The sequence below is a fragment of the Pseudophaeobacter sp. C1-32P7 genome, assembly GCF_041008775.1.
GTDB lineage: Bacteria > Pseudomonadota > Alphaproteobacteria > Rhodobacterales > Rhodobacteraceae > Phycobacter > Phycobacter gallaeciensis_A.
Map to the genome: position 1 here is coordinate 1 of NZ_JAXGFR010000027.1, position 26,948 is coordinate 26,948.

General features: G+C 60.0%; 16 protein-coding genes, 1 tRNA gene and 2 pseudogenes. 12 read left to right on the forward strand and 7 right to left on the reverse strand.

Going from position 1 to position 26,948, the window contains the following annotated elements; genetic code table 11:
- Nucleotides 1-43: 43 nt before the first annotated feature.
- A tRNA-Met gene (locus SM763_RS22000) sits at nt 44-120 on the forward strand.
- Nucleotides 121-552: 432 nt separating this feature from the next.
- Here SM763_RS22000 and SM763_RS22005 read toward each other — a convergent pair.
- On the reverse strand, nt 553-1,719 hold the full coding sequence (locus SM763_RS22005) for a M20 aminoacylase family protein (RefSeq protein ID WP_368999774.1): 1,167 nt from the start codon (nt 1,717-1,719) through the stop codon (nt 553-555).
- Between the two features lie 622 nt (nt 1,720-2,341).
- On the opposite strand from SM763_RS22005, the pseudogene SM763_RS22010 reads away from it, so the two are divergent.
- The 4 genes and pseudogenes from SM763_RS22010 to SM763_RS22025 form a co-directional block, all read left to right on the forward strand.
- Nucleotides 2,342-2,767: pseudogene (locus SM763_RS22010) on the forward strand (tyrosine-type recombinase/integrase); the annotation flags it as partial.
- Between the two features lie 219 nt (nt 2,768-2,986).
- Nucleotides 2,987-4,699: a bifunctional helix-turn-helix transcriptional regulator/alpha/beta hydrolase gene (locus tag SM763_RS22015; protein WP_274835145.1), complete on the forward strand. Its 1,713-nt coding sequence runs from the start codon at nt 2,987-2,989 to the stop codon at nt 4,697-4,699.
- 89 nt (nt 4,700-4,788) lie between these two features.
- Complete coding sequence (locus SM763_RS22020; RefSeq protein ID WP_368999761.1) at nt 4,789-10,629, forward strand: MBG domain-containing protein; 5,841 nt, start codon at nt 4,789-4,791, stop codon at nt 10,627-10,629.
- A 5-nt stretch (nt 10,630-10,634) separates the two neighbouring features.
- Nucleotides 10,635-12,299, forward strand: a complete 1,665-nt coding sequence (locus tag SM763_RS22025) for a ShlB/FhaC/HecB family hemolysin secretion/activation protein (protein ID WP_368999762.1) — start codon at nt 10,635-10,637, stop codon at nt 12,297-12,299.
- Between the two features lie 51 nt (nt 12,300-12,350).
- Here the strand turns inward: SM763_RS22025 and SM763_RS22030 are convergent.
- Together SM763_RS22030 and SM763_RS22035 are read right to left on the reverse strand one after the other, a co-directional pair.
- Nucleotides 12,351-13,518: pseudogene (locus tag SM763_RS22030) on the reverse strand (IS3 family transposase).
- A 565-nt stretch (nt 13,519-14,083) separates the two neighbouring features.
- Nucleotides 14,084-15,016 carry a helix-turn-helix transcriptional regulator gene (locus SM763_RS22035; protein WP_368999763.1) on the reverse strand — a complete coding sequence of 311 codons (933 nt, stop codon included), beginning with the start codon at nt 15,014-15,016 and terminating at the stop codon, nt 14,084-14,086.
- A 179-nt stretch (nt 15,017-15,195) separates the two neighbouring features.
- Between SM763_RS22035 and SM763_RS22040 the strand changes: the two genes are divergently transcribed.
- Both SM763_RS22040 and SM763_RS22045 read left to right on the forward strand, forming a co-directional pair.
- Nucleotides 15,196-15,909 (forward strand): SDR family NAD(P)-dependent oxidoreductase, encoded by a 714-nt coding sequence (locus SM763_RS22040; RefSeq protein ID WP_368999764.1) that lies wholly within the window; start codon nt 15,196-15,198, stop codon nt 15,907-15,909.
- A 109-nt stretch (nt 15,910-16,018) separates the two neighbouring features.
- On the forward strand, nt 16,019-16,540 hold the full coding sequence (locus SM763_RS22045) for an SRPBCC family protein (RefSeq protein ID WP_368999765.1): 522 nt from the start codon (nt 16,019-16,021) through the stop codon (nt 16,538-16,540).
- Nucleotides 16,541-17,063: 523 nt separating this feature from the next.
- Here SM763_RS22045 and SM763_RS22050 read toward each other — a convergent pair.
- The 3 genes from SM763_RS22050 to SM763_RS22060 form a co-directional block, all read right to left on the reverse strand.
- Complete coding sequence (locus SM763_RS22050; protein ID WP_368999766.1) at nt 17,064-17,315, reverse strand: putative hemolysin; 252 nt, start codon at nt 17,313-17,315, stop codon at nt 17,064-17,066.
- A gap of 23 nt (nt 17,316-17,338) precedes the next feature.
- Nucleotides 17,339-19,228: an amidohydrolase gene (locus SM763_RS22055; protein WP_368999767.1), complete on the reverse strand. Its 1,890-nt coding sequence runs from the start codon at nt 19,226-19,228 to the stop codon at nt 17,339-17,341.
- 462 nt (nt 19,229-19,690) lie between these two features.
- Nucleotides 19,691-20,686 (reverse strand): LysR family transcriptional regulator, encoded by a 996-nt coding sequence (locus tag SM763_RS22060; RefSeq protein WP_368999768.1) that lies wholly within the window; start codon nt 20,684-20,686, stop codon nt 19,691-19,693.
- A 44-nt stretch (nt 20,687-20,730) separates the two neighbouring features.
- Between SM763_RS22060 and SM763_RS22065 the strand changes: the two genes are divergently transcribed.
- The 4 genes from SM763_RS22065 to argE all read left to right on the forward strand — a co-directional run bounded on the left by SM763_RS22065 (nt 20,731) and on the right by argE (nt 24,986).
- Nucleotides 20,731-21,705, forward strand: coding sequence for a Bug family tripartite tricarboxylate transporter substrate binding protein (locus SM763_RS22065; protein WP_368999769.1), 975 nt, complete (start codon nt 20,731-20,733; stop codon nt 21,703-21,705).
- 89 nt (nt 21,706-21,794) lie between these two features.
- On the forward strand, nt 21,795-22,292 hold the full coding sequence (locus SM763_RS22070) for a tripartite tricarboxylate transporter TctB family protein (protein WP_274837844.1): 498 nt from the start codon (nt 21,795-21,797) through the stop codon (nt 22,290-22,292).
- Between the two features lie 13 nt (nt 22,293-22,305).
- Complete coding sequence (locus tag SM763_RS22075; RefSeq protein ID WP_368999770.1) at nt 22,306-23,796, forward strand: tripartite tricarboxylate transporter permease; 1,491 nt, start codon at nt 22,306-22,308, stop codon at nt 23,794-23,796.
- Nucleotides 23,793-24,986, forward strand: a complete 1,194-nt coding sequence (gene argE / locus SM763_RS22080) for an acetylornithine deacetylase (protein WP_368999771.1) — start codon at nt 23,793-23,795, stop codon at nt 24,984-24,986. Before SM763_RS22075 ends, argE begins: the two co-directional genes overlap by 4 nt.
- A 61-nt stretch (nt 24,987-25,047) precedes the next feature.
- Here the strand turns inward: argE and SM763_RS22085 are convergent, their stop codons facing one another.
- Nucleotides 25,048-25,539 carry a hypothetical protein gene (locus tag SM763_RS22085; protein WP_368999772.1) on the reverse strand — a complete coding sequence of 164 codons (492 nt, stop codon included), beginning with the start codon at nt 25,537-25,539 and terminating at the stop codon, nt 25,048-25,050.
- Between the two features lie 329 nt (nt 25,540-25,868).
- Between SM763_RS22085 and SM763_RS22090 the strand changes: the two genes are divergently transcribed.
- A complete protein-coding gene (locus SM763_RS22090) occupies nt 25,869-26,699 on the forward strand; it encodes a glycosyl hydrolase (protein WP_368999773.1) in 831 nt (276 codons plus the stop codon).
- Nucleotides 26,700-26,948: the final 249 nt, after the last annotated feature.

Here is a 26,948-nt window from a genome sequence, read left to right on the forward strand (position 1 = left end):
AAATACCAAAAAAATCTCTCTAACGATCATAACCAACAATCTCCGCGGGATGGAGCAGCCCGGTAGCTCGTCAGGCTCATAACCTGAAGGTCGCAGGTTCAAATCCTGCTCCCGCAACCAAAGATAACGCAAAACGCCGCGTCCGAAAGGGCAGCGGCGTCTTTTTTCGTCTGTAAAACCCAACAACTTGAATTCAATCTCCGCACAGTGGCAAAGCATCTTCCAGATGTAGCAGCGTGGTTTTAAGCTTTATCCTCAGGTTCCCAATCTATTGAGAAGGCTCGGAGTAGGGGCAGGCGGCTAAGTCCATACAAACCTTTAGGCTCGTCAGTGGCGATCTCACCCACAGGAAAACTGACTGCTAGGCAGCGAATGACTGCTTTCCGCCTTTCATGACCCTGCCTAACGGTATGCAAAGCTGGAGTGGAGTTTTCTGTTTGAGGCACGATCAGGCTCTTGCCTGAAGAACGACGCTGCATAGTCCAATAAATATGGGGCCGTCCTGCAAAAACATGCCAGCGAGGCGATCAACAAGGTATCCGGCCGTAATGTCTATGCCAGCGGCATGCGCCGTTCTGCCATTGCGACAAACCAGCTGCAGCCGAAGGGAATGACCTCGTCATTGAACTCATAGGACGGGTTGTGAAGATCGGCACTGTCGCCATTGCCTATGAACAGGTATGCCCCAGGGCGTTCCAGGAGCATCTCGGAAAAATCCTCTCCCCCCATGATTGGCTTCAGATCACGATGCGCTACACCAGAGACCTCGAGGGCAACCTCTGCGGCAAGATCCGCTTCCCGCGCGTGGTTCACCAGCGCAGGTGGGCCGGAGATATGCGTGACTTCAGCAACCGCGCCGTAGCCAGTTGCCGTGGCCGTCGCCAGCGCATCGATGCGGGCCCGCACCAGCTTCTGAACCCCGGGTTCGAACGTCCGAACCGTGCCACGCATGTGAACGGAATCCGGGATTACATTGTATGTGTCCGTTTCTGTCCGAAAGCCGCAGACCGAGACCACCACGTTGTCGATGGGATCGATGTTGCGTGAAGCGATGGATTGCAGGGCCACAACGATCTGCGACGCCACCAACGTTGTGTCAACGCTCTTGTGCGGCATGGCACCATGGCCACCCTTTCCGCGCACGATGATTTCAAACTTGTCCGGAGAGGCCATCTGAGGCCCGCTGCGCACCGCAAATTCGCCGATGGGCATCCCCGGCATATTGTGCATGCCGTAGATTTCTTCGACACCCCATCGCTCCATCAACCCGGCATCGATCATCGCCCGCGCACCACCGCCACCTTCTTCGGCGGGCTGGAAGGCCAAGACTATCCGGCCGTCAAAATTCCGCGTCTCGGCCAGGTATTTCGCCGCGCCCAGGAGCATTGATGTGTGCCCGTCATGCCCGCAGGCGTGCATCTTCCCCGGAACGGTCGAGGCATGAGGCAAATTTGTTGCTTCCTGAATCGGAAGGGCGTCCATGTCTGCGCGAAACCCGATGGTTTTGCCCGAAGTGTTTGACTTGCCGTTGATCACAGCGACCACACCGGTTTCACCGAAGCCCGTCACAATCTCATCGCAGCCAAATTCCTTGAGTTTCGATGCCACAAGCGCCGCCGTTCGATGCTCCTGAAAACGTAATTCGGGATGGGCATGGATATCGCGCCGCCATGCTGAAACTTCTGGCAACATTTCGGCGAAGCGGTTCAAGACAGGCATCGGTTTCCTCCAGATGAGTGTTATTGCACTTTGGGACCAGGTGACAGCAGAGGCAAGATACCGTGCGCATCCGATCCAAAGGACGTTACCTCTCAAAGCACCCATTCTAGGCATGTGCGCGACATCAGAGATCCGGGTGACAAATGCAGCCATAAAGTCATCTTGTAGGTCGGCCTTCACAGTCGTAGCAGGCATCGGCCATTAGGGACTGCGCGGCCATAACCGGGTACTGGCCGAACCGCAGATCAGAACTTACAGAACCTTCTGCCCTCACACGTAAAATCCGACTTTGCAGCGTCTGCTATCGCTCATTTTTTGTTTGGGTCCTGGCAGACCTCAATCGAATGGGCATCTTGGGCCACCATCTGAGCGGCTGCTTCGTCCGCACTGTATGAGATCACGGCTTCAGAACCTCGCAGTCGCAGTGAACGGCAGAAACAGCGGACTGCACCGCAGCATAAACCCCCTCAGCTGGTTGCGTAAAACGGCCAAGTTTGCAGAGGGCACTTCCTGCGCTTGGTGGACCTTCGTACCCTAGGCAGCGTCAGTCAAGGTGGGCTCTTTCCATACCCCGCAGGCGTTGCTGCATCGTATGGTATTCTGCACGCGTCAACGTCGGGTTGTCTTGGAGGTTATGACATCCGGCAAAATCAAGGAACGCGCGTCGGTTCTGCAAAGCAAGACGCAGAAACCTGTCCGCTTCGAATTCTCAGAAGGCACGCTGGCATCTCTCGACAGATGGATGCTAGACCCGCTGATGGTTGGCTCCGAATACCTCTGGCCAGGCCGGTTTCACGAGCGCCTTCATATCTCGACCCGCCAGTATGCTCGGATCGTCCGCAACTGGGTTACATCGATAGGGTTGGAAGCAAGTGCCTATGGCACGCACTCGATGCGTCGCACCAAGGCGACACAGATCTACAAAAAGACCGGTAATCTGCGTGCCGTCCAGCTGCTGTTGGGACACACCAAGATGGACAGCAGAGTTAGGTATCTGGGTGTTGATCTTGAGGATGCTCTTGCGATCGCGGAGGCGATTGAGATCTAGCAAACTGGGCCGTCTTCACGGACGGTCCGAACTGGACATTAGCCATGTGGGCATTTGGGATGCGCTTCTGCTAGGGTCGGCGCCGCCCGCATGACTGGATTCCCCGTGGCGGCCGGGAAGCTTTGGCTGGGAGGCCCAGTGAACAAGACCGAACCAAGTATGTCCAAACCGGGCACCGACACTGCGCTTTCTTCTTCTGATCCTCGTTCGAAGGCCGACATGACACAGCTATCGCATATGGTCTACGATGTCGCCCTCGACAATTCCCGCTGGGCCGAGATGATTGGCCGGATTGAAGCTCTCATGGCAGCGGGGGATGTGGCACGTGTTGAGAGTGCGGAGCAGCTGGAGGATCTGCGGCAGCATGTCGAGCGCGCCATGCAGATATCGGATCGTCTAAGTGCCGCGCGGGATGAAAGTGATCTTGGGCGCAAGCTTCTGGCCAGCCTGTCGTTGTCTTTTCAGCTTTTTGATAGCGATGGCCACGAACTGCCGCCGGAGCCGATTTTTACCGATGCCACAGCGGGGAGTTTTACAGACGGGGACGATAGCGCAGGGCTGGCGCGAGATGTTCTTCCGCAAACGCTCCGCAGCCAATACGCGGCGACGCAGAACCCAATGCGTCTTGCCGGGGAAGGAGATGTTTCGGCAGAGGAAATCCTGCTGGGGCCTGATCTGGTTCGAAAGCTCGGGTTGCCTGCACGGGTAGTCTGGGCACGTCTGCGTCTGACACGGGACCCCCAGCGTATTGCAGCCAACCTTGGTGCGACTTACGGGCTTACGGCGGGGCGGCGAAAGTTCCTTGGGGCCTTTCTTGAACATGCAGACCTTCGCAAGGCCGCAACGGCCGTTGACCTGAGCTATGAGAGTGCGCGCACCTACCTCAAGGATATCTGCCAGACGATCGGCTTGTCAGGACAGGCCGAACTGATCCGCGCCGCCTTGCAGAACCCGCTGTCGGTCATTGACGCGGATTTCTCTCAGACCGAACGATCTGCGGTGCGTTGCCAGATCGAACGCCCCGAGGGGGGCGTGATCGAGTATTTCGCGCTTGGCGCTGCGGGTGCCTATCCGATCATTCATTACGATGCACTGTCTGGGGTAGGTTTGGATGTGCTGCGTTTCCCGGAGGTGTTCGAGGCGGTGCTGAACCGCCTTGGTGCGCGGCTGATCGTTCCCTGTCGGCCGGGAACGTTCCGGTCGACCTTCATACGGCGCAAATCGGCGGCCGGGGATGCAGAGGATGTGCGTCTGTTGTGCGCGGCCCTCGGGATCGACCGGTTCGCGCTGATTAGCAATTCCTTTGGCGCGGTCAGTGCGCTCAATGTTGCTGCCGCGTTGCAGGACCGCTGTGACCGGGTTGTGCTGGCAGCGGTTCATAATCCCGACCGGGAGGCCGAGCGAAGCGCCGCCGGGAATTATCTCCACAAGATTTCCGCAGTGATTGGGCGCCGCTCTCCGCTGGTCTTGCGCTGGTTGATCCCATTCCTGTGCAAGTCGGTGATTCAGGACCCCGGAAAGTTCGCAGAAAAGGCCATCGCCGAGGCGACGTGCGATCATGAAAAAGCGATCCTGCGGGCGCCGAGCTTGCTGAAGAGCGTGCAAATGATGCTCGAAGAGCGCACGGCGTCGGGCTTTGACGGCGTCATCCAGGAACATCGTCACATCGGGCGCAACCTTGGTTTCGATCTGTCGGAGTTGCAGGTGCCGTTGCATCTGTTTCAGGGGGACTGTGATCGGATGAACCCGGTGGAAGGTGCGGTCGCCCTTGCGGAGAAAGCGCCGCACGCGACGCTGCATATCATCAAGGGGATGGGCCATTCGATGATCAAGGCCGAGTGGGATTGGCTGTTGGCTGCCGCTGCCGGTGCAGACTACGAGATCCCGGCAGCAGACCGCCGCGGACCACTGGCAGAGGCTCTGGCCCGTTAAATTGCAGCGGGGTCCCCAAATGGGAATTGTTTGAAATTCAAGGCAAAATTAAAAACCTGCGAGTTTTGAAATTTTGCCTGAGTGAATTGATGACATATGCTTTCTATCTGAGAAACTGCGCATCGCATGTGGCGATGATCGCAATGTTGTGCGCGATGACCGGGGCGCAGGCTTTGGCTGGGCCAAAAGGCGGTGCAGTCACCTCGGGCAGTGCTCGGATTTCTTCAGGTGGCGGCGGGGTCACAACGATCCGTCAGAGAAGCAATCGGGCCGTTATAGACTGGCAGAGTTTTGACGTCGGAACGCAGGAGTCGGTTTCCTACCTTCAGCCGGGTCAGCATGCCGCCATCCTGAACCGGGTGACAGGCGGGGCAGGGGCTTCGCAGATCGACGGCAGTCTCACAGCGAACGGACAGGTGTTTGTGCTGAACCCGGATGGCGTGGTTATCGGTGCGACGGGCCGGATCGCATCGCGCGGAGGTTTCGTGGCCTCCACTCTGGATATCGAGGATTCCATGTTCATGCGCGGGGGCGATCTGCGCCTCAGCGGCGATGGCTCTGGCGCCGTCATCAATTGGGGTGTGATCGAAAGTGAGGCGGGTGATGTGGTTCTGGTCGCGCCGCGGATCGGAAACTTTGGCACCCTGAGAGCCAAGGCCGGAACTGCGGCGCTTGGCGCGGGGACCGCGGCATGGTTGCGGCCTGCGGATGACCAGATTCTGCACATTGATACAGGCCTGCAGATTGGCGGTCGCGGCGTAGACAATCAGGGCGTTATCAAGGCTGCGCAGGCAGAGCTGAAGGCCGCTGGCGGATCGGTTTACGATCTCGCGATCAATCAGAGCGGAACCGTGCGTGCGACAGGCGTTGAGCGCAGGAACGGCCGTATCCTGCTGAGTTCGGGTGGTGGCTCCCTGGAGGTGTCAGGCACCCAGGAGGCCCGCAATCAGGATGGCTCCGGCGGCGAGATCTATGCCGGTGGTGGGTTTCAGGGGAGTGATGCCGCGATCGAGAATGCCGAAACGTTGACGGTGAGAGAGACGGCAGTCTTCGATGTGTCGGCCAGTGCCGGGGAAGCGGACGGTGGCAGGGTTATTCTGTGGTCTGACGGTCTGACCTCGTTTCAGGGCAGTATCAAAGCAATCGGCGGAACCGATAGCGGCGACGGCGGGTTTGCCGAGGTCTCCGGGCGGGAGAGGCTGGATTTTAGACCGTCCTCGGTCACTCTCAGTGCGGAAACGGGCAGCGCGGGTACTTTGCTTCTGGACCCGGACGATCTGTTGATTGTTGACGCGCGTATGCAGGGCGAAGCAGCCGTCGTCGACACGGGCAGCGGCACCGTCACCCCGGAGCCGGGCTCGGGTGTGTGGGATCCTGATTTTGCCGGATCCGAAGTATTGGCGGAAACTGTCGAGGGTCTGCTTGAGACAACCAATGTCGTCCTCCAGGCAAGCGGCAGCATCTTTGGTAGGGCTCCGGTCGAGACGACCGCTGGCAGTACCAACAACCTGACCCTGACAGCTGGACAAGACATTATCCTTGAGGAGATGATCAATCTTCAGCAGGGGGACCTGTCGCTGCTGGCCCAGGGCAGCATTCAAGGTCCTTCGGCCTTCCCTGGTTTCCCGGGGATTGGCGGTAACCCGATCACGGCCAACCGGATTTCCATCGGGGCCTCTGGCGGTGCGGGCCTTGCTTCTGTCGACCTGGGCTCGGTTGCTCTTTCCGCGCAGGCGGTCGACCTCGATTTCGGCACGGCGATTTCCGGTGACGTGAACCTCGGGAATGCAGCCAATACTATCGGCGAAGTCAATCTGCTGAACGCCGGGAGCGGGGGCTTCTCTGGCGCGTTGACGCTGGTGAATGATGGGGATGGGCTGACCGTCAACGGCAGCCTCGCTGGCACCGACCTGACCGGCCTGTCCATCGTGACGGACGGTGACCTCTCCCTTGGGGCGGACTTCGATCTCTCCGCTCCGGCGACCTCGGGGGCGCTGGATCTTGTGCTGGCCTCCACCAACGGCGACATCAAAAGTCAGGCGCCTGCAAGCGCCTTTGCCGGGCTGGATGCCGGTGCGAACCAACGCCTGCTGGCCTATTCCACCAACAAGTCCCAGACGACCCTCGCGACCGATCTGTCTCTGACCGAGGTCACGCAGGAAAGCTATGCGTCCGCGCCGCCCTCGGGGTTGCCTGCGGATGGCACCAGCTGGATCTTTTACCTGTCGGGGCTGGGGCAGCTGACGCTGACGGCAGATGATATCAGCCGCGCCTACGGGAGCGCAAATGGTGCGCTGACCTTTTCGGTCGAGGGTTTGGTCGGCAGCGACACCTTCGACACGGTAACCACCGGGGCGCCCGCGTTGTCCGTCGCCGCAGATACCGAAAGCAATATTGGCAGCTACGAGATTTCGATTGGCCACGGTGATCTGGAGCTGACCTCTGCCACCTATACCGGTTTTTCCTTTGTGCCGGGTAAGCTGTCGGTGACACCGGCGGAGCTGATTGCCTCTCCGGTCACAACCACAGTGACATATGGGGATAATTTCCGCATTCCTGTGACCTTCACGGGTTTTCTTAATGGGGATACGGCGCGCAGTCTTGGTTTGCAGAATGCTGAAGCAGCGGTGCCGGGTGCGGGCGGCACGCCGGACGTTGGCCGATACGATGCGGTCTTTTCTGCAGGAACTTTCGGAAATTACCGGTTCGTTGATAATGGCGCCACTGATGAGCTGGTTGTGACGCCGCGCCCGTTGACCATCCGCCTGCGCGACAGAAATCGCATTTATGGGGAAACCAACAGATTTCTCGATCCGACTTTCGAGGGGCTTGTACGGTCGTCCCATGAAGAGGATTTCACCGTCAGCCAAAGCACTGCCGCGACGGTGGCCAGCGATGTCGGCACCTACGCGATTTCTGGCGCGGCTTCGGCGGCGGGAAGCAGTGCGTCGAACTACGATGTGAGCATTGTGCCGGGGCGCCTGAATATCACGCCTGCGCCGCTCAGCCTGGCGGTCGACGCGACCAGCCGGGAATACGGCGAGGATAATCCCGTCTTTTCTGCAACGCCCACCGCCGGGACCTATTGGCGCAATGGAGATGACGCGTCCGACGTCAATTTGAGCTTTGCAACGGATGCCGACCGCACATCGGATGTTGGCACCTATGGTGTGCGGGTCAGTGGTTCGGCCCGGAATTACACCATCGAACCGCGCCTCAGTGGCAGCGCGCTGACCATCACGCCCGCTCCGCTGACCATCACGGCTGAGAACCTGTCAAAGGAATATGGCGACCTCCTGGATGGCGCGGGGCTAAGCTTTGACGCCGTAGGGCTGAAACTGGAGGACCAACTGGCAGACCTTGGTTCGTTGCAAACAACTTCTGATGGGTTTGCCGCCGAAGCCGATGTGGTGACAGATGGCTACGCGGTCAACATCACGGGCCTGTCCAATCCCAATTACAGACTAACCTCGGCAAATACGCCCACTCTGACTGTCACCCCGGCTGAGCTGAACCTGAGCGTTGGCGATGCGTTCCGCGCCTATGGCGACAGCGCGTTCGAGGTTTCCGGGACCACCGCCACGGGCTTGCGGTCCTGGGACAGTATTCACGATCTGGGGTTGAGCTACGCCTCTGCAATCACTGACAGCAGTCTTGATGCCGGGCAAAGCCGCCCGATCACTGCGCAGCTTGGGGCGGATGTGGTCAACTACACGTTGGCCGATGTGATACCAGGTACCGCCACCGTCACACGCCGGAAGGTTCGCGGCTATATCTCGCGCTTTCAAAGGTTCTTCGGCAACACCAGTACGCCGAACATGACGGTCTCTGGACTGGTGAATGGGGATACGCTGGCGGATATTGACGGCTTCAGCTTCGACGGCTTGCATGACGATGCCCTGACGGATGTGGGCACCTATACCGTCACCGGTTTGATTGAGGATAACAACTATGAACTGGCCAGCCCTGCGCGGGGCACTCTGACGATCATTCCGCGCCGTATCACTGTAATCGTACCGGAGCAGAACCGGACCTATGGCGACGCAGACCCGGTGCAGGTTGAGATCGGCAACATGGCGCCGGGGCATACGCTGGAGGACGTCCTGAATGGCGGCGGGTTCTTCAGTGCAGGTGCGGATCCCCATGCCAATGTCGGCACCTATGAGGTCACGGGTCGTTTCCATAACGACAACTACGAGGTCCTGAGTCAGGTTATCGGCGATGTGAACGTGCGACCCGCGCCCCTGACCATCGATATGAGCGATGTGACCGTGGCCTACGCCGAGAGGCCGAATGCCACATACACGGTAGAGGGGCTGCAGAACGGCGAAACTCTGCAAAACCTCTTTGTCCAATATGGTTCGCAATATCTGCTCAGCGAGTTTTCCCTGCCGGACGGGCGCAAGGAAGATGTGGTGGCATTCAGCTATCAACCCGCAGTCCTTGCCAATGGTGAAAAGCCGATGGACAATTATTTCATCCGCGTCGACCGCGGCGCGATGGAGGTCACCAAGCGGCAGATCTACATCGCCGCCCATGACATTCTGCGAGAGCTGGCCGCGGACTACCAGCGCGAAGAGCTCTACCCTGGTCTCGTCTACGAGGGCGGCACGCTGGTCGGCGGGCGGCTGGTGAACGGCAACGGCCTGGGCCTGGCCTATATCGGAGACGAGACGCTCAGCGTGATCCCCGGCAACAACGTTGCGGATGTGCTTCAGGTGGTGGTGACCCTGGACGGGCGGACCGAGGACCCGGATGCGGATCGCAAGTACGACATCACCTACGTCGGAGAGCTGGGCGACGTGATTACCAAGAACAATCAGATCATCGAGCTCATCGAAATCGACACCGAGGTGGAATCGACCACGACCAGCGTCGTGATGGACGACTTCATCGTCACCAACGACCAGGGACAGATCGTCGACCCCGAGGCCTGCGAGTCCCTCGGCAAGGTCATGGTGGACGGGGTCTGCGACCTCAGCCTCGTCGAATACACGCTGACCAAGGCACCCGACGTGGTTTCGCCCCTGACGGCGGGCCTGATGGACGATCTGACGACCGAGCCCTCGGATACCCTGGTTGAGGTCTTTTCGAACTACCTGATCGGCGGCATCCAGACAGGCGCCCTGAGCACCGACATGATCTACCTGATCGACGACCTGCGCAACGGCAGGATCAGCGGCGACGCCTTTATGGCGCGGGCGCTGGCCGAACCCGGGGCAGGCAGCGTGCTGATGGAGGCGATGGACGGCTACATTCAGGCGCTGGTCAATGCCGATCCCGGCAGCCTGACCGAGGCCGAAACCCTGTTGCGCGGGCGCTACGAATACCGGGCGCGTCGCATGGCCAACCAGATGTACTGGGACCTGGTCGCGGCCAAGGAACAGGATGACGCCCGGCGCGCCTCGGAGAACGCTACCCTGGGCGGGCTGGTCGCCAAGGCTCCGGCTGGCTACGTGCTGGACGGCGTGCTGGGCAATTACACCCGCGATCTGGGCGACCAGATGCTGGCGATCAGCGGCGGGGCAAGTGCCGCAGGCTTCGCCGGCGGCGCGGCTGCCGTGCCGATCGCCTATGTCGCCCATACGGCGGCACAGGCAGCGCCCCTGGGGGCGATCATCACGAGCAATGCTTCGAGCAAAGCGGCTGTCGTTGCGGCCAACCTCGCCCTCAACAAGATGTCGGCGGTGTTCGGCAGCACCGTCACTGCTTCGACAGCGGGCGTGGCCGGTGGGATCTTCCTGACCGCGGCCATCATCGGCGTGCAAAGCGGCATCGCCCAATCCGAAGCGGCCAACCGCGAGGCGGAACTGGCCTTCTTCATGGAGCGCCTTCACCCCGACAACTTCTCTCCGGGCAACGTGCCGCCCGCGATGCATGCCCTGATCATGAGCGAACTGGCCACCGGCGCCACGCTGGGCGGGAACTGAGACCAATGAAAATGACCAAGACCCCGGGCCTTTTGGCCCTCCTTTACGGTGCGCTGCTAGCCCTTGTGCCCGCGCCGCCCGTCACGGCGCAGCAAGGCCCCGCACCGCAGCTTGGGGCCCTATCGGGTGAAGAGGCCCTGTTGCCCCGACTCAACGGCCTGGCCCTGGTGGCCCGTGCGCCGGGCACCACCGCCAGCCGCCAGACCGGGGTGCAGATTTCTCTGCGGCTCGAGGTGCCCGACGAGGCTGCCCTGGCCGCGCGCCTGCAAGACGCCATCGGCCGCCCGGCCTCACTGGAAAGCCTCCACCGGCTGGTGGCCTATGTGCGGCTGCACTTCCGGGAGGCGGGCTATCCCTTCACATTGGTGACCCTGCCGCAACAGGACATCACCCATGGCTCCGTGGCGATTCTGGTACAACCCTCGCTTCTGGCGCAGGCCCCGACCGTCGATGGTGCGGAATATTTCGAGGCCGAAAGCTACCGCCGCGCGATCCGCGTGCAGCCCGGCCAGACCATAAACGCCGAGACGCTGGAAGCTGATGTCGCCCTGCTGAACGCCAACCCCTATCGTGATGTGCGGCTCGTCTCGTCGCCGGGCCAGGAGCCCGCCACCACGGCGCTCACCTTGGTGACGCAAGAGCAGCGACCCTATGACTTCACGCTTGGGTTCAGCACGGACGTTTTTGACGGTGAAGCGAGTACGAACCTGAATGGCAGCGCGATTTTCGGGAATGTACTGGGGAGAGGAGATGTGCTGCGGTACGACCTGGGTGCGGATCCGGACAACTCCACCTCCATCGCTCATACGCTGACATTCAGCCATTTCCTGCGGGGCGGGCGAAGGCTCCAGGCATCGGCCTATTACACCAAGCCAAAAAACGAGTTTTCGGGGGTTCTCCGTCAGGTCCAGTCGACTGGGCGCTTTGGCCTGACCTATCACGCGCCAGGCCTTGGCACGAATGCCGGAGAGCAGCAGGACTGGTATGTCGGCGTTGAGGTCTCCAGCGAGGAGTACGAGCTGCAATTCGCGGGCATTCCAGTTTCGCGAACGGATGTGGACCTGGCCTATCTAAAGGCCGGTTGGAGCCGCGCGCGGAGGCTCGAGCGGGGGCAGCGCAGCTACGGGCTGGATCTGCTGCTCAGCCCTGGTGACTTTAGTGGCGGAAATTCCGACGCGCGGTTCAATGCCGCAAGGTCAGGGGCCACAGCTGACTATGCCATCCTGCGGCCGCGGTTCTCGCAGTCAATGGCGCTTCCGGTGGGTGGGACATGGTCGATTGCGGCGCGTGGACAGATAGCGACAGGCAAGCTGTTGCAATCACAGCAATTTAACGCTGTGTCAGGCAACGCCGTTCGGTTTGGCGATGTTTCTGTCTACGGCGATCATGGTCTCGCGCTGCAAAACACTCTGACTGTTTCTGACTGGACTTTCGGCAACTGGCGCTTCACACCGCAGCTGATGGGGGATGTCGCCGCAGTCCGCTGGACCGGAAACAGCACCGGCGCATTGCGGAATACGCGACTGGCGGTTGGCCTTGGCGCAGGGATCAACGCCGATATTTCGGGGCGTGCAACTCTGTCGCTGAATGCAGGGAGATTGTGGTGGCAAACCACCAATGAAACGCGCAGCGAGTTTTGCCTATCGTTTAGTTTGAGTGTCGGGCTTTGAGCGCGGGAAAGCGCCGGTGGTCGGCCCCACCTGAGTGGTCCAGCTTAACCGTTAGTGCATGATCAGTCTTGGGTCCATCGGTACGATGGTTTCCTGGGCTGGAGGGCGGTAGCCCAAAGCACTGTGTGGTTGTTTCGTGTTGTAGTGTTTCCTCCACTGTTGATCAGCGGTCTCCGCTTCCCGGAGGCTGTAGAAGACTTCCCCGTTCAGCAGTTCATCCATTGCCCGGCAGGCGCATGCAACGCATGCTGCCGAGAGGGGCGGAACCGGGCGTTGAAGCTTTCGCAGTAGCCATTCTCCCAGGGTGACCCGGGCGCGATGTAGGCGGTCTTGGCGCCGACGGCCCTGATCCAATCTTGAACGGCCTGAGCCACGAACTCCGGGCCGTTGTCAGACCGGATGTAATCCGGCACACCCCGCATGATGAACAGGTCGCTCAAGGCATTAATCACGTCACCCGAGTTCAGCTTGCGCTTCACCTTGATCGCCAAGCATTCCCGGCTGTGCTCGTCCAAGATGTTGAGCGTCCGGAAGACCTTTCCGTCCTCCGTCCGGCAGTGGACAAAGTCATAGCTCCAGACGTGGTTGCGATACTCAGGGCGCAGCCGGACACAGGATCCGTCATTCAGCCAGAGCCGTCCCTTCTTCGGTTGCTTCATTGGCACTTTCAGCCCCTCTCGTCGCCATAGGCGCTCGACCCGCTTGTCGTTCACCTCCCAGCCCGCATCTCTCAGCAAAGCCGCGATCCGACGATAGCCGTAGCGGCCATACTGCCGCGCCGGTTCGATCATGTCCGCGACCAGACGCTCCTCATCGGCACGGCCATGCGGCACCTTCCTCTGCGTGGATCGGTGCTGACCCAAGACACGGCAGGCGCGTCTCTCGGACAGATGGAACCGGGTGCGAACGTGATCGATGCAGGCACGGCGGCGAGCGGGGCTCAAAAGTTTCCCTTTGCCGCCTCCGCCAGGATCAGCTTGTCCAAAGTCAGATCCGAGACGGCTTTTCTCAACCGTTCGTTCTCTTTCTGGAGGCGCTTCAGTTCCCTGAGTTGGTCGGTTCCCATACCGCCGTATTGCTTGCGCCAGCGATAATAGGTTTGCTCAGTTATGCGAACTTCGCGGATCGCATCCACGAGTGTCGCGCCCTGTCCGACAAGTACCTCAACCTGCCGCAGCTTCGTGACAATCTCTTCTGGTTTGTGTCGTTTCGTAGCCATTCTGGCCCTCCGTTTTCCTAAACATAACGGCGGACCACTTCAGTGGGGGAAGACCAGGTATGGAGTTGATACTTGCAGTCTGTGACCCTGACGCCGTACAGGGCGGAGAAGAGGACTACGTTTCTCGCTATGTCTCAACGGTAGTGAAACGCGCCCTGACGAGCACGGATACTGAATACATCGCTGTCTTTTTATCTGTTGGCACGGTCGACAAGAGATGCGTTGAAAGCATACTGGGCTGACCGGTTGGGGCTCCAAGCGGACCAGCGGAAATGCGGCGTGTGATTTTGCGCGAAACACTCTGTCACCCGCCCTTGTCAGTCACACCGGGGCCCGCTCCCAGCCCAAAGTGAGCGATGCGAAGCGAGGTTGGCTCTCGTTGCCGCACATGCACAAATCGCGCCTCGACTTCCCAGAACCGGACATTCAAGCTGTCAAACGCGGCTTTTTGCCCTCAATGTCGGCAGTGGAGCCCAGTCTACCTCTTTTTCATCTGGCGAGGCGAGGAACCTAGCAGATGGTTGTCAGAAGTGGTTCATGAATGACGCAGTCCGATACGGGATCATCAGACCACCCCTTCGGCGTCTCGGTTGGCAAGACGGAACTGGCGCGGCGTGACATTTGCCGTGCGCAGGAAATCACGCTGGAAATGGGCCTGGTCGGCGTAGCCACAGCAATAGCCGATCTCGGCAAGGCTGGTATCGGTTTCCACGAGGTATATGGTAGCCGCCTTCATCCGCGCGCGCCGAAGCACGCTCGAATAGCTTTGGGATTCACCGGCGAGGCGCCGCTGCATAGATCGTTCGGACAGGGCAAGCAGCCTGGCTGCATCGGAGCTTTTCCAGGAACGGCCGAGATCGGTTTCGAACAATGCGGCAAGACGATCAGATAGGCGCGCGTCGCCCGCGCCGGGCAAGGTCGGCGGTCCCTGGTCGCTGGGGCCGTTCAACGCAGTCCAGGTGATGTGGCAGCGCGCTGTCTCCGTTTCCGGTGCGAATGTGGCATCGCGCAGGTCGTGCGGCGCGAAGGATTTCCCGCCAATTTCCAACCGGCACTCCTGCGCTCCGATGGCCATGACCAGGCCGAGAAGAAGCCCGGCGATCAGGCAGTTTTCTCCTGCCGTCGCAGGGCAGTCCCGGCTGGTACGCACACACAGAAAAGCGCTGGAATGCGTTTCGATCCAGGTATTGTGAGAGGAGTGGTAGTAGCGTTCAAGGCGCATGAACTTTTCGGCCAGCACTCGTGGAGTTGCCGAGCGCCTCATGACGGTAAGGGCCGGGGTTTCCGCCGCAGTATCAAGGTATTGTCCGACGCTAAGCAATAATCCCGGACCGTGGCGCTCCATAACGCGCTGCACGAGCGATTGCTTTTGCCCGGCATCAGCCAAGGCACCTCTCATCGGGTCGGCAATGGTAGCTCCTTCAAGAAGCTCGGGGGCCTGATCAGCGATGGCTTGAGCCAGAAGAGCGACCAGCCCGGAATAGGTAAACTGTTCCATTTCGACCTAGTCCTTTGTCAGAGTATCCAACGCCATTCTATCATCGTTGCACCGGAGATTATTGAACAATCCCGCCAAGGCTTGCGGATGTGTGTTTTCGCGCGTGATGGCGCAATACTTCAATAAATCCAGACACCCGATAGCGAGAGTCTTGTCCATTCACATCGAAAGGGCACACGATGCAGTATATTCGGAAATCCATTGTCGTAACCGGCGCCAGCCGTGGAATCGGAGCCGCGCTGGTGAATGCCTATGCCGCGCAGGGCGACGAGGTGATTGCCGTCGCTCGGTCGCTTCCCAAGGCAAGTAGGAGTAATATCCAGCCGCTCGCCGCCGACCTTGCCACCGACGCGGGGATTGCTCGCCTAGTCAGGGCGATCGAGGAATGGGGGCAGGGCGTTGACACCCTGATCAACAATGCGGGTATCCAGAACGAGATCGCGCTGACAGGTGTCATTGAGCCGACAACCATCGACGCCGAGATTGCCCTGAACCTTGCAAGTCCGATCAAGCTGAGTCTGGCGCTCATGCCCTTCCTGCGGGGGCCGGGCAGCACGGTGGTCAACGTCACCTCGCTGGTGGCATTGCACCCCAAGCCCTCGGCCCCGGTCTATTCTGCGACGAAAGCGGGGCTGTCCTCATTCACCCGCGCCCTGCGACATCAGATGAGCGGCAAAGGCATCGCGGTGGTCGAAGTGGTCCCTCCAGTCGTCGCCACCGACATGACCACGGGCCGAGGCCACGGCAAGCTCTCTCCCGAGGACATGGCTGCCGCCATCATCGCCGGTGTTGCGCAGGGCGCGACGCTGGTAGCGCCGGGCAAGTCGAGGCTCGTGATGCGGCTCAATCGCTTTCTGCCCGGTCTGGTTGCGAGGCTCCTCGCCAAGGAGTGAGTACCGGCCCTGCCATCCTCTTCGGCATTTGGCGGAATTTTTCAATAATCCGGACCGCCCGGCAGGCAAACAGACCATATCGAATCCAACCAAGGGAAATATTATTGACATGTTTAAATCCATCATTGCATCGCTCTCAATTGCCAGTGCCGCCCTCCCACTGCAGGCCGGCACGACCAAGAGCCTTACCCGCCTTGAAATCAACACCTGGATCGACATTCCGGCACCCGCCGATGTGATCTGGGACATCTTGGCCGACACCGACGCCTATCCTGAGTGGAACCCATATCACGTTCGCGTCGAGGGCGAGATGAAGATCGGCGAGAAACTTGCCGTTCACGTCGAGAAGCCCAACGGAACCGCAGTGACTGTGAACCCGCACCTGATGGAATACGATCGAGGCAAGAGTCTGGTGTGGGGTGGCGGCCCGGCCGGTATCTTTCGCGGCGTTCATCGTTTTGATCTGGAAAGCCTGTCCCCCACCTGCGCGCGACTGCACCATACCGAGGTGTTTTCCGGCCTGTTCATCTCCTTCGCCGAGTTGGATGCGATCGAGCCGGGTTATGTGCTGATGAACGAGGCCCTCAAGGAGCGCGTCGCGGCGCTGCGCGAGAACGGGAATGGCTGCTGAACACGGCGAGGCCTCAATGCGCAGAAAACGGCTTGAAACCTGAGACAACCCGCGATTGGCCGCACATATCAAAGTCCGGTCTGTCCGCACACCGGGCCTTGAGTCGTGTCGGCAACGCTGCACATGGGGGCGAATGTCCGCTAAGAGCCCAAATACGACCTTCCAGAAGGGCGCAGCGCAGGCTCTGCTGCAGGCGCGAGAGGTTTCCGAAGAGCGGACCTTCGGCTCCGCTCAGCTGACCAGGGCGATGCTGCAATTAGTGCAGAAGTCAGCGAAGCGCAGATAGTGACCTTTGCAAAGTCGCGGGATTTGGCAGCTGGGCGGCGGTCACATGCTGCACGAGCAATGGAAAGAGCAGACCTTCGCCGCAAGTGCAGTCTGCAAATATCATTTGACGGAAGGCAAGCGGGACTTTCCAGACCTTGCAGAGAGACATCGCAATATTTTGCGAATGACCCAAACTGGCCGTTACTCAACGGCGCCATGGATGGCTGCATAGCTGTTAACTTCGTCACCAGTCGGTTTACTGATCCCTGAAGTAAGCCCAGGCATCGACTTCGGTTCCGTCCGCGAGAATGCAGACGCCGGTTTCTGAACCGTCATCGGCGCGGCGGATCTCATAAGTGCCGCCTTTGTCGACACAGTAGACCGCGGCGGGGTTGGAAAGGCCGGTTGCTCCCGGTTGCTCGCCATTAGCCTCATCCTGCGAACAGCCGGTCATCGTTGCGCCGGCTGCGATGAACAAGACAGCCAGTACTTTGCGTTCAACATTCATATGCGCTCCCTCGCAGATTTGGATCAATGCACGCCATGGGCGACCGTCAGCGCATGATGGAGGGCGGCCTCCGTGAATTCCTGTTTGACTTGCGGTCCTCCCGGCAGTTCGAGCGAGGCCTTCCGCTCTGGCTCTCCTGCGGGAAGCATGCGCCCTTCCATGACCGTGCCCCAGACGCCGATATTGCGGATTTCCATTGCATCGACCGAAAGAGGATTCGCATCGAGGATCGTCAGGTTCGCAAGCTTGCCGGGAGAAATGGTCCCGATCTCGTCTTCCAGCTTCAGCGAATAGGCAGCCTCGATGGTGATGCCGCGCAGCGCCTCCTCGACCGTCACCCGCTGATCGGAGCCAGCGACGCGGCCCGAGGTGGTGAGACGGTTCACGGCGCACCACATCAGGAATAACGGATCCGCCGGCGCCATCGGCATGTCGGAATGAAGCGACCACCGGACACCCGCGCGCGAGAGGTCGCCGAGACGCACCATCTCGTTCGCGCGTTCGGGGCCGAGCCCGACCTCGCCATACTGATCGGACAACGCCGTGACATAGTAGGGATTGCCGCTGACGATCGCTCCGAGCTTTCTGATGCGGGACACCTGGTCGGCGCCGCTCACCGCGAAATGGGCGATCACCGTGCGGTGGTCATAGCGCGGGTTGCGCCGCAGGTTGGCCTCGAGCGTGTCGAGGACGCGGTTGAGGCCCTCGTCGCCGTTCACGTGAATGTGGATCTGGTACCCCGCATCCCAGTAAATGCGGAAGGCGCGCTCGAAGACGTCCCTGTCCATCATCCACTCGCCGCTGTGACCGTCCAGGTAGGGCTCGCGCACCTGCATGCGTTGGGAATAGATCGCCCCATCCGCGAACAGCTTCGCTTGCTTCGATGTCGTGCTCGTCATGCCGCCGTACCAGGAGGCGAGCTTTTCGGTCTCGGCGATGACCTGTGCGTCATCGTCGTACATCCCGACGAGGCTCTTGCCGTCGGGCATGAAGGACCAGCGGAATGGCATGTCGGGGCTAGAGAAGACAGCATTCACACCGTCCTGCACCGGCCTGGAAAGGATGCCGCCCGGTTCGTTGCCGATCGTGATGCCCTTCGAATGCATGTAGTCCCTTACGATTTCCAGCCCCGCCTGAAGCCGTTCGGGACTGGCAGCCATGGTGGCGATGTACGGCAGAACGGCGAACATCCCCTGTTCCCAGAAATGGCCGTCCTCGAAGCTGCTCTGCTCCCCGGCCGAGGCGGAAAAGGCGTCGTATGCCTCCTGCGTGAGACCGCCGCGTTCCAACGTGGCGGTGTTGAGGAAGAACTCGTGGCAGGAACGCCCCCAGACGAGGATCGGCCGGGTCGTGCTGATAGCATCGAGTTCGGCCCGCGTCAGAGGTCCGTAAAAGGAAGGATGGTAGCCCCAGGTCAGTACAGGTTCGTCGGGATCGGACCGCGCAGCCACGGCGGCTGTCAGCCGGTCGATGAAGTCCTGCTTGTCCTTCACGGCAGGGACCGTCCCCGTCGGCAGGACCCAGTCCTCGATCGACAGGATCTCGGACGACATGCTGAGCGCGGCCAGAACCGGGTGATCGTGCTGGGACACGAAGCCCGGAACAATCACGTGATCGGCGAAGGTCGTGTCGACCTCGTAGGACTGATCGCCGAGGATCGCGACTGTATCCTCAAGGCTGCCAACCCAGAGGATGCGCCCGTCCACGACCGCGACCGCTTCCGCGGCGGGCCGTGCCGGGTCGAGCGTTACGATTTCTCGAGCAGTATAGATGGTAGGCTTTGGCGAAGCCACGAAGAGGCTTCCGACGTCCTGAAGCGACCCCGTCTGCGCCATGACCCGCCCCACGGGCGTTAGTGCCGTTGCTCCAGCAATACTGGCACGGACAAAGGTTCTGCGGTCTAAAATGGGCATTTTGAAAAATCTCCTCACCGACGAACGCGCGCGCCTTGAGCGTACTCGAGATCCGGCGGAGCCAACAAACTTTCTAGTCGCAGTGGCAACTTTTTGCTTAGCATTGATCGAAGGTCCGGTTCGCGCCAGACGATTCAAAGGCGGCGCACTAGTAGGGCAAGGTCGAAATGGGCTCGAAGCGGACCTGCGCCGCCGCAGAGGAGGGCTCGACGCTCCAGACACGGTACATCGACCCCCTGCGGGTCAAACCAGCCGTTCGATCCTCTCGCAACCGCAGAGAATATCCACTTGCCACCCGGAAATGCATGGGCTGACACTGCTTGAGTGGTCACGAGGCACGGGGCCGCTTTGGGCTGAGAAAGTCTAGCATATCCAGTTTCATATTGGCGCTGAACGCCAATATGGGAGCCATCGGGTGTGGTAGCTAGATCCCGTTGTCGGGGGCAGATGCCACGCTTACGCTCAAAGCACCAAGCCTTGGCTACGCAGGCGCGCGATTTCGGTGGCGATCACGTCAGAAAACGCCTGGCCCACCGCGCTGAGCGGGCGGTCGCGGGGGGTGAATTGGGCGATGTCCCAAGCGATGGAGGGCAGGAGCGGGCGGTCAACCACCTGGGCCGGATCCAACAGGCGGCAGGCCACGGGATCAACGATGGCGAGTCCTAATCCCATTTCCACGAGTTTGACCACACCGCGCAGGTTGCGCATCTCGGCGGTGATGTTCCGCTGCACGTCGATGGTCTGCATGAGGTAATCGACCCGGGTGCGCAGTGGGCTGCCCGGGGCCAGATCGACAAAGCTCTCGCGCCGCAGGCGGGGCAGGGGGATTTCACCCGGCTGGTTCAAAGGGTGATCCACCGGCAGGATGCAACGCGCTTCGCAGCGGGCCAAGGTGCGGGCCGTGGCGCCAAAAGATTCGGCCTCCAGGGTGATCCCCAGCGCCAGATCGCAACTGCGTTCCGCGATCATGCGCATCATTTCCTCCATTCCGACATCGACCAGGCGGATGCTGACGCCAGGGTGACTGCGGCGGAATACGGCGATGGCATCCAGCAGAAACGTATCGCAGAATACTGGTTGGGCGGCGATCACCAGATGGCCGAGTTGCTTATTCGCGATAGCGGCTGCTTCCTCTTCAATGTCGCGCATGGCGGCGAGGGCACGCTGCACCGTCATGTGATATTGAAAGGCCTCGGGTGTTGGGGCCAAGCGGTTACGTTTCCTGAGAAAAAGAGGAAATCCCACGTGCTCTTCAAGAGCGCTAAGCAGGCGGCTGACGGCTGGCTGACCCAGCCCCAAGAAGTCACCAGCAGTCTGCACGCTGCCGAGACGCATGAAAGCATCAAAAGCCTCGAGTTCTCGCACTTTGATCATCTTGTTGCTCCCCTCAGTATGCAGTTTTTGCATGCTGGAGGTGATCCTTGTCAATATTTGAATACTGTGGAACAGGATCCCCATCGTAAACTCCGGTCGGGCTCCCGGCCGCTTTGTGGGAGGATACCATGAAAAAATTCATCTCAGGCTTTGCTCTGGCCGTCTCGATGGTCGCTGGCGCTGCCATGGCAGCTGACTATCCTGAAAAGGCCGTAACCCTGGTGGTTCCCTATGGCCCCGGCGGTGCCTCCGATCTGGCAGGCCGTGCCCTTTCCGAAAGTGCAAAGCCCTACCTGGGACAGCCTGTGACCGTGGTGAACAAGCCTGGCGCCGGCGGCATGAACGGCGCGCGTTTCGTTTCCGAAGCGGATGCGGACGGCTATACGATGCTGCTGGCCCGCGTTGGCATGGCGCTGACCCCGGCTGTGAACCCGCAGGCTTCGGTCGACTGGGACGCGTACACCTTTGTGGGTAGCCTGGAAGCTACGCCGATGATCCTCGCGGTGAAGGGCGATGCCGCCTATGACAGCGTGGAAGATCTGGTTGCCGCGGTAAAAGAGTCCGAAGGCCGCATGGCCTATGCGGCCTCCGGCGCAACGGCAATCGACGGTTTCACCGTGCAATCGCTGCTGTCGGATGCCGGTCTGGACCCGCTGACTGCTGCGACCCTGGTGCCCTACAAGGGTGGCGGAGCTCTGGCGACCGCGCTGCTGGGCGGTCATGTGGACTTTCTGGCGATCTCGGCGGGTTCGCTGATGCCCCATATCGAGAGCGGAAGCATGAAGCCGCTGATGGTCTTTGCTCCCAAGCGTATGGACAAGCTGCCCGAGGTCCCGACAGCGGCTGAGCTGGGATACGAGCAGGCTGGTCAAGTCACCGGCTGGAGTGCGCTCTATGCACCCAAGGACCTGCCGGAAGACGTGATTGCCAAATGGCAGGACGTGCTGGGCCAAGTGGCTACAGATGAGACTTGGCTGACCCTGGCCGAACGCCGCGGGTCAATCTCGACCGTGGGCGCCGTGGACATGCCCGCCTATGCCAAGGCGCAGTACGAACTGTTCAACGGCCTGGCGAAAAAGTTCGGCTACCTGCCCGCCGAATAAGCCTCCAGCGCTTTCACTCACAAGACCGGAGCGGCCCCGTCCCCATTCGGGCGGGCGGGGCTGTTCCTCCTACAGCGAAAGATCGAGCGATGACCAAACCTCTCTTTCGCGGCCTTTTGATCGCAGCCTTTTTTGCCCTTGTGGCCGCCGTGCTGATCCCGGTCTATGTGCCGCGCCCCGCATTCATTCCCGGATTTGCCCCTCCGCCCGATATGTGGCCGCGTACGGTGGCACTTATCGGAACCGGTCTGGGCCTGCTGGCCATTGTACAGGCAGTTCTGGGACGCGGCCTGCCAAACGAGGAGTTGATCGAGACCGATGGTGCTCCTGTTGCCACCATGGTGCTTCGGGCGCTGGGCGCCGCTGCTGCCTTTGCGGGCTTTGTCCTGGTGGTGCCGCTGGCCGGATTTCCCATTGCGGCAATGGCTCTGACGGGACTGTGCATCCTGCTGACCGGTGAGCGCGGTCACGTCCTGTGGGCGCTGGCGATTTCCATCCTCGGACCGCTCCTCCTTCTGACATTTTTCCAGCAGGCGCTGGGCACGCAGTTTCCCAAAGGGATGCTGACGACGGCGATCGGGATCTGAAGGGACTGACACCATGATGAATGACATTCTGATCGCGCTGCAGGCGGTCGCCACGTTTGAAAACCTCCTGATCATGGTCGCAGGTATCTGGGGCGGTGTGATCATCGGCGCCATACCGGGCATGACTGGTACCATGGCGGTTACGCTGGCGTTGCCGTTTACCTTCTACATGGCGCCGGTCCCCTCGATCCTGCTGCTGGTGGCACTTTACAAGGGGTCGACTTATGGCGGCTCGGTTTCGGCTATCCTGATCAAGACGCCGGGCACCGCCTCGGCCGCCTGCACAGCGCTGGATGGATATCCGCTGGCGCAGCAGGGGAAGGCGGGCAAGGCGCTGAACATGGCGCTCTACTCGTCGGTTACCGGCGATTTCATTTCGAACCTGTCGCTGATTTTCCTCGCCGCGCCGCTGGCGATGCTTGCGCTGCACGTGGGCCCCCCGGAATACTTCATGCTGATGCTATTTGCCCTCACCACGGTTGCCGGGGTGTCGGGAAATTCGCTGCTGTTGGGATTGGTTTCAGCCGCCATGGGCCTGCTTCTGGCCACTGCGGGAGAGGATATGTACGGTTCCTTCCGCTTTGCCTTTACCGATGACATGCAGGCGGGACTGTCGGTGGCGCCTGTTCTGATCGGTCTGTTTGCCCTGCCCGAGCTGATCAAGATGATCGTCATGCGGGCGGCCCCCGATCAGGAGACCGCTAAGCTGGGTGATCAGAAGGTCAGTCGCGCGGAATTCCTCAGCTCGCTGAAGTCGATCCTGCGCGGCAGTTCCATTGGCGTGATTATGGGGGCGATCCCGGGCATCGGCCCTTCGGCTGCGGCGTTCTTCTCTTATGGTGAAGCGCAGCGGAGTTCGAAAAACGGCAAGAACTTCGGCAAGGGAGAGCTGGAAGGCATTGCAGCCTCCGAAAGCGCCAACAACGGTGCCTGCGGGGCGACCATGATCCCGCTCCTGGCGCTGGGCGTGCCCGGTGATGTGATTACCGGCGTGATGCTCGGAGCCTTCATGATCCAGGGCCTGACCCCCGGGCCGCTGCTGTTCCAGACCAACATGCACGAGATCTACATGCTGTTCATCGGCATGCTGTTCTCCTCGGTGTTGCTGTTCGGGGCAGGCAAGCTGACGATGCGGATGTTCTCTTATGTTGCACATATTCCGCAGACCCTGCTGACGCCGACGGTGCTTCTTTTGTGCTTGTTCGGGATCTATTCGATCTCGTCCAGCATGTTCGACGTTACGGTACTCCTGGTGATGGGCTGCGTGGGCTTTGCCATGTTCCTGCTGAATATCCCGGCTGCTCCCTTCCTCATCGCCTTTATTCTGGGACCGATGATCGAAGAGAACCTGCGCCGTGCGCTGGCGCTTTCGCGCGGAGAGCCGGGCATTCTACTGTCCTCCCCGATCACCTGGGTGTTTGCCGCCCTGATTGTATTTGTGGTGGGCCTGACCGTGCGCCGCGAAATCCAGAAATCCAAGGAACGAAAGGCCCTGATCTCATGAGCCAGCCAGCGCGAGCCATCGCCCCAAGCCATCCACAACTGGAGCAGGCCAAAGAGCACCTGCGGGCGCTGATCGGATTTGATACCGTGTCGAAAAATCCGAACCGGCCCCTGATCGAACATATGGCGGTCCATTTCCGGAAGCTGGGGGCGGAGATCACCCTTCTGCCGGACGAGAGCGGGCAGAAGGTGAACCTGGTGGCCCGGTTCGGCCCCGAAGACCAGCCGGGGGTTGTCCTGTCGGGGCATACCGATGTGGTTCCTGCCAATGAGGAGACCTGGCTCACGCCGCCCTTTTCCATGGATGAGCGTGATGGGCGCCTTTACGGTCGCGGCGCCTGCGATATGAAGGGTTTCGCGGCCTGTGTCATGGCCGCCGCGCCCACCTTTTCTGCAGCAGATCTGAAGCGTCCGCTGTACCTGTGCTTTTCCTATGACGAGGAAGTCGGTTGCCTTGGCGCGCCGGATATCGCCCGCCATCTGGCCGCGCTGCCGGTGCCGCCGGAGTTCGCCATCATTGGCGAACCCTCTGACATGAAGCTGGTCACTGGCCAGAAGGGCAAGATCGCCATGCGAGCCACTGTTACCGGCACCTCGGGGCATTCGTCCTTCTCCCCGCGCCATGTGAACGCGGTGGAATACGCCGGCAGGGTGTTGCAGCTGATTACCGAACGGGCCGCAGCGTACGAGACCGAGGGGCCGTTTGACGGAGAGTTCACCGTGCCTCATGCGACCTTGCTGGCGACCATGATCTCGGGGGGAGTGGCCACCAACGTGACCCCGGATCATTGCACCTTTACCTTCGAGTTGCGTTCGATCGGGGAGAATGACCCGGAGGAAGAGATGGCGGCGCTGATTGAAAGCGCCGGTGAAATCAACGCCGAAATGCAAGCGCGTGCGCCCGGGTGCGGCATCACCTTCAGCCGCATCTTTGCCTATCCGGCGATGAACGATGCCCGCAACAGCGCCGGTTTTCGCGCGCTGGCGGATCTGATGCCCGAATATGGCGGTAAGGTATCTTACGGCTCCGAAGGCGGCGTGTTCGAACAGATCGGCGGTATCCCCTCTGTCATTGTAGGTCCCGGTTCGATCGAACAAGCGCACAAGCCCAATGAATTCGTCGACATCAGCCAGATAGAGGATTGCTTGGAGTTCCTGGAGGAGCTCACCGTGCGCCTGAGTGAAGCCTGAAACTGATTTGGTCCTTCAAAGTGCGAGAAAACTGGTGGGCCGGGGTAAATACTCCGGTCTATTATTCTGGAATGCCTGTTCTGGAATGTCGCAGTGCTCTAGCAGGATTAGGATGCATCAAGAGTATTGTGGGGTTGCACAGGAAGACTTTGTGACCGGCATAGTCTGCGATGAAGAGCGGGTCAAAATACCTTTTGGCTCTCAGGGCAATGTAGCGAAGTCCACCGGGGCACAATTTGACCACGGGTTCTAACTTTGAACAATCCGCTTCCTTCGCACCAAATGGGATCAAACATAGCAGGATGGTTGAGGTAGACGGCGACGGCAGCAGGCTCCCGCAAACAACCTTAATTGGATACTCACGCGTGTTCTCATCAAGCCCTTCCACAGAAGGGCTTTTTGCGTTTTGAACCAAGTCGATGATTGCCGCCAGCGCGCCTTCAAGATGGTCTACCTGACTGGCGGGATATCGGGGCGCCGAAAGAGGCGACGTATCCGAAGGCGAATAGGCGTTTGCCTCGCGGTGGTGCTGCTTACCTGTCACAGCAGCCAAGGAACCATTCAGTCCTGGTCTCGGGGAACTGGGCTAAGACCCTTTTCCGTGCGACAAGGCTTCACAGCAGCAATGAGGCAGATGAGATGGGCCAAAACGGGTCCAAGGGGTTGTGAAACGGGATCGAAATTCTCATCCCGGCAAGAAACCCTTCAGCATTCTCCTAAAAAAGTAAGTAAAAATAGGAATGTACGACAGAAAACGAGCGTCACAGTTAACAATTTATACCCACTTCTTGCCCAAGAATGGCCGTTCTAACGCGTTAGACCGGCTGCACCCCAAGTCGCGTCAGGCGGCTTGAGTTGACAGCAACTTGGAGAGGCGGGTTCATGCTGCGCTATGTGTTTGCGACACTTATGGCCATGATGATTGTTGGATCAGCGCAGGCTGAGAAAGCAGGGGTCGGGGCCTGGGAAAATTCCAGCTATACCATGTTGAAATGGCTGGAAGATACGCCGGCGCTCGAGTGGTATTACAACTGGCGACCCGATCAGATGTATACCAGCCGCCGCCACCGGCGCAGTGTGGAATTCGTGCCCATGATCCACAACGTGTCGGATGTGAACAAGCCAATACAATCAGATTTGCCCGTACGGCATCTGCTGGGGTTCAACGAACCGGACGGCGAACGCAGACTGTCCGTTGCACGCGCGGCCGCATTGTGGCCCAAGCTGGAACAGCGTGGGCTGCGCCTTGGCAGCCCGGCCACCACGCAGGGCGGAACGCTGGGGAAAAACTCCTGGCAACGCCGCTTCATGAACCAAGTTGAGGCGCGCGGGCTGCGTGTCGATTTTATGGCGGTGCACTACTATTCCACCAACGGAAGCGTGAGGGAATTTCGCGACTGGCTGAAAGCTGTTCACGCGGAATACAATCGCCCGATCTGGGTTACCGAATTTGCTTATGTTGACTGGCATCGACCCGGCTCCGCGACCTATCGGAAAAATGCCAAATTCGTTGAAGATGCCATGCGCATGATGGAAGGTCTGCCATTCGTGGAAAGACATGCCTGGTTCGCCGCCAATCCCTACACTTGGAATGGCCACACGCCGCATCTGAACCTCGTCAACGACGATCTGACCCTGACCCCGACGGGGCAGGCATTTGATCGGACCCTCAGCCAGCTGGAAGCCCTGCGCGTTTCCAGCCGGGAAAACTAGCGCACTATAATTTTGGTGTCGCCTGAGCATTCTGTATTTGGGTAGGATGCGGCCCGGTAATTCATTCAGCCTCATACCATTGCTAAGGCTATCGAGTTTGGATCGCCTCTGCGCAGGGCTTTGAAATTGGTAAGCGCCGTCTCAACCCCACATTGCTGCTAATGGCTTCGGCTGCGATGTGATCTCCATCTCATGATGGGGAGTGCGTTTCGCAATGTGCGCTACAAATTCGTTTCTCAAATCTCTGGG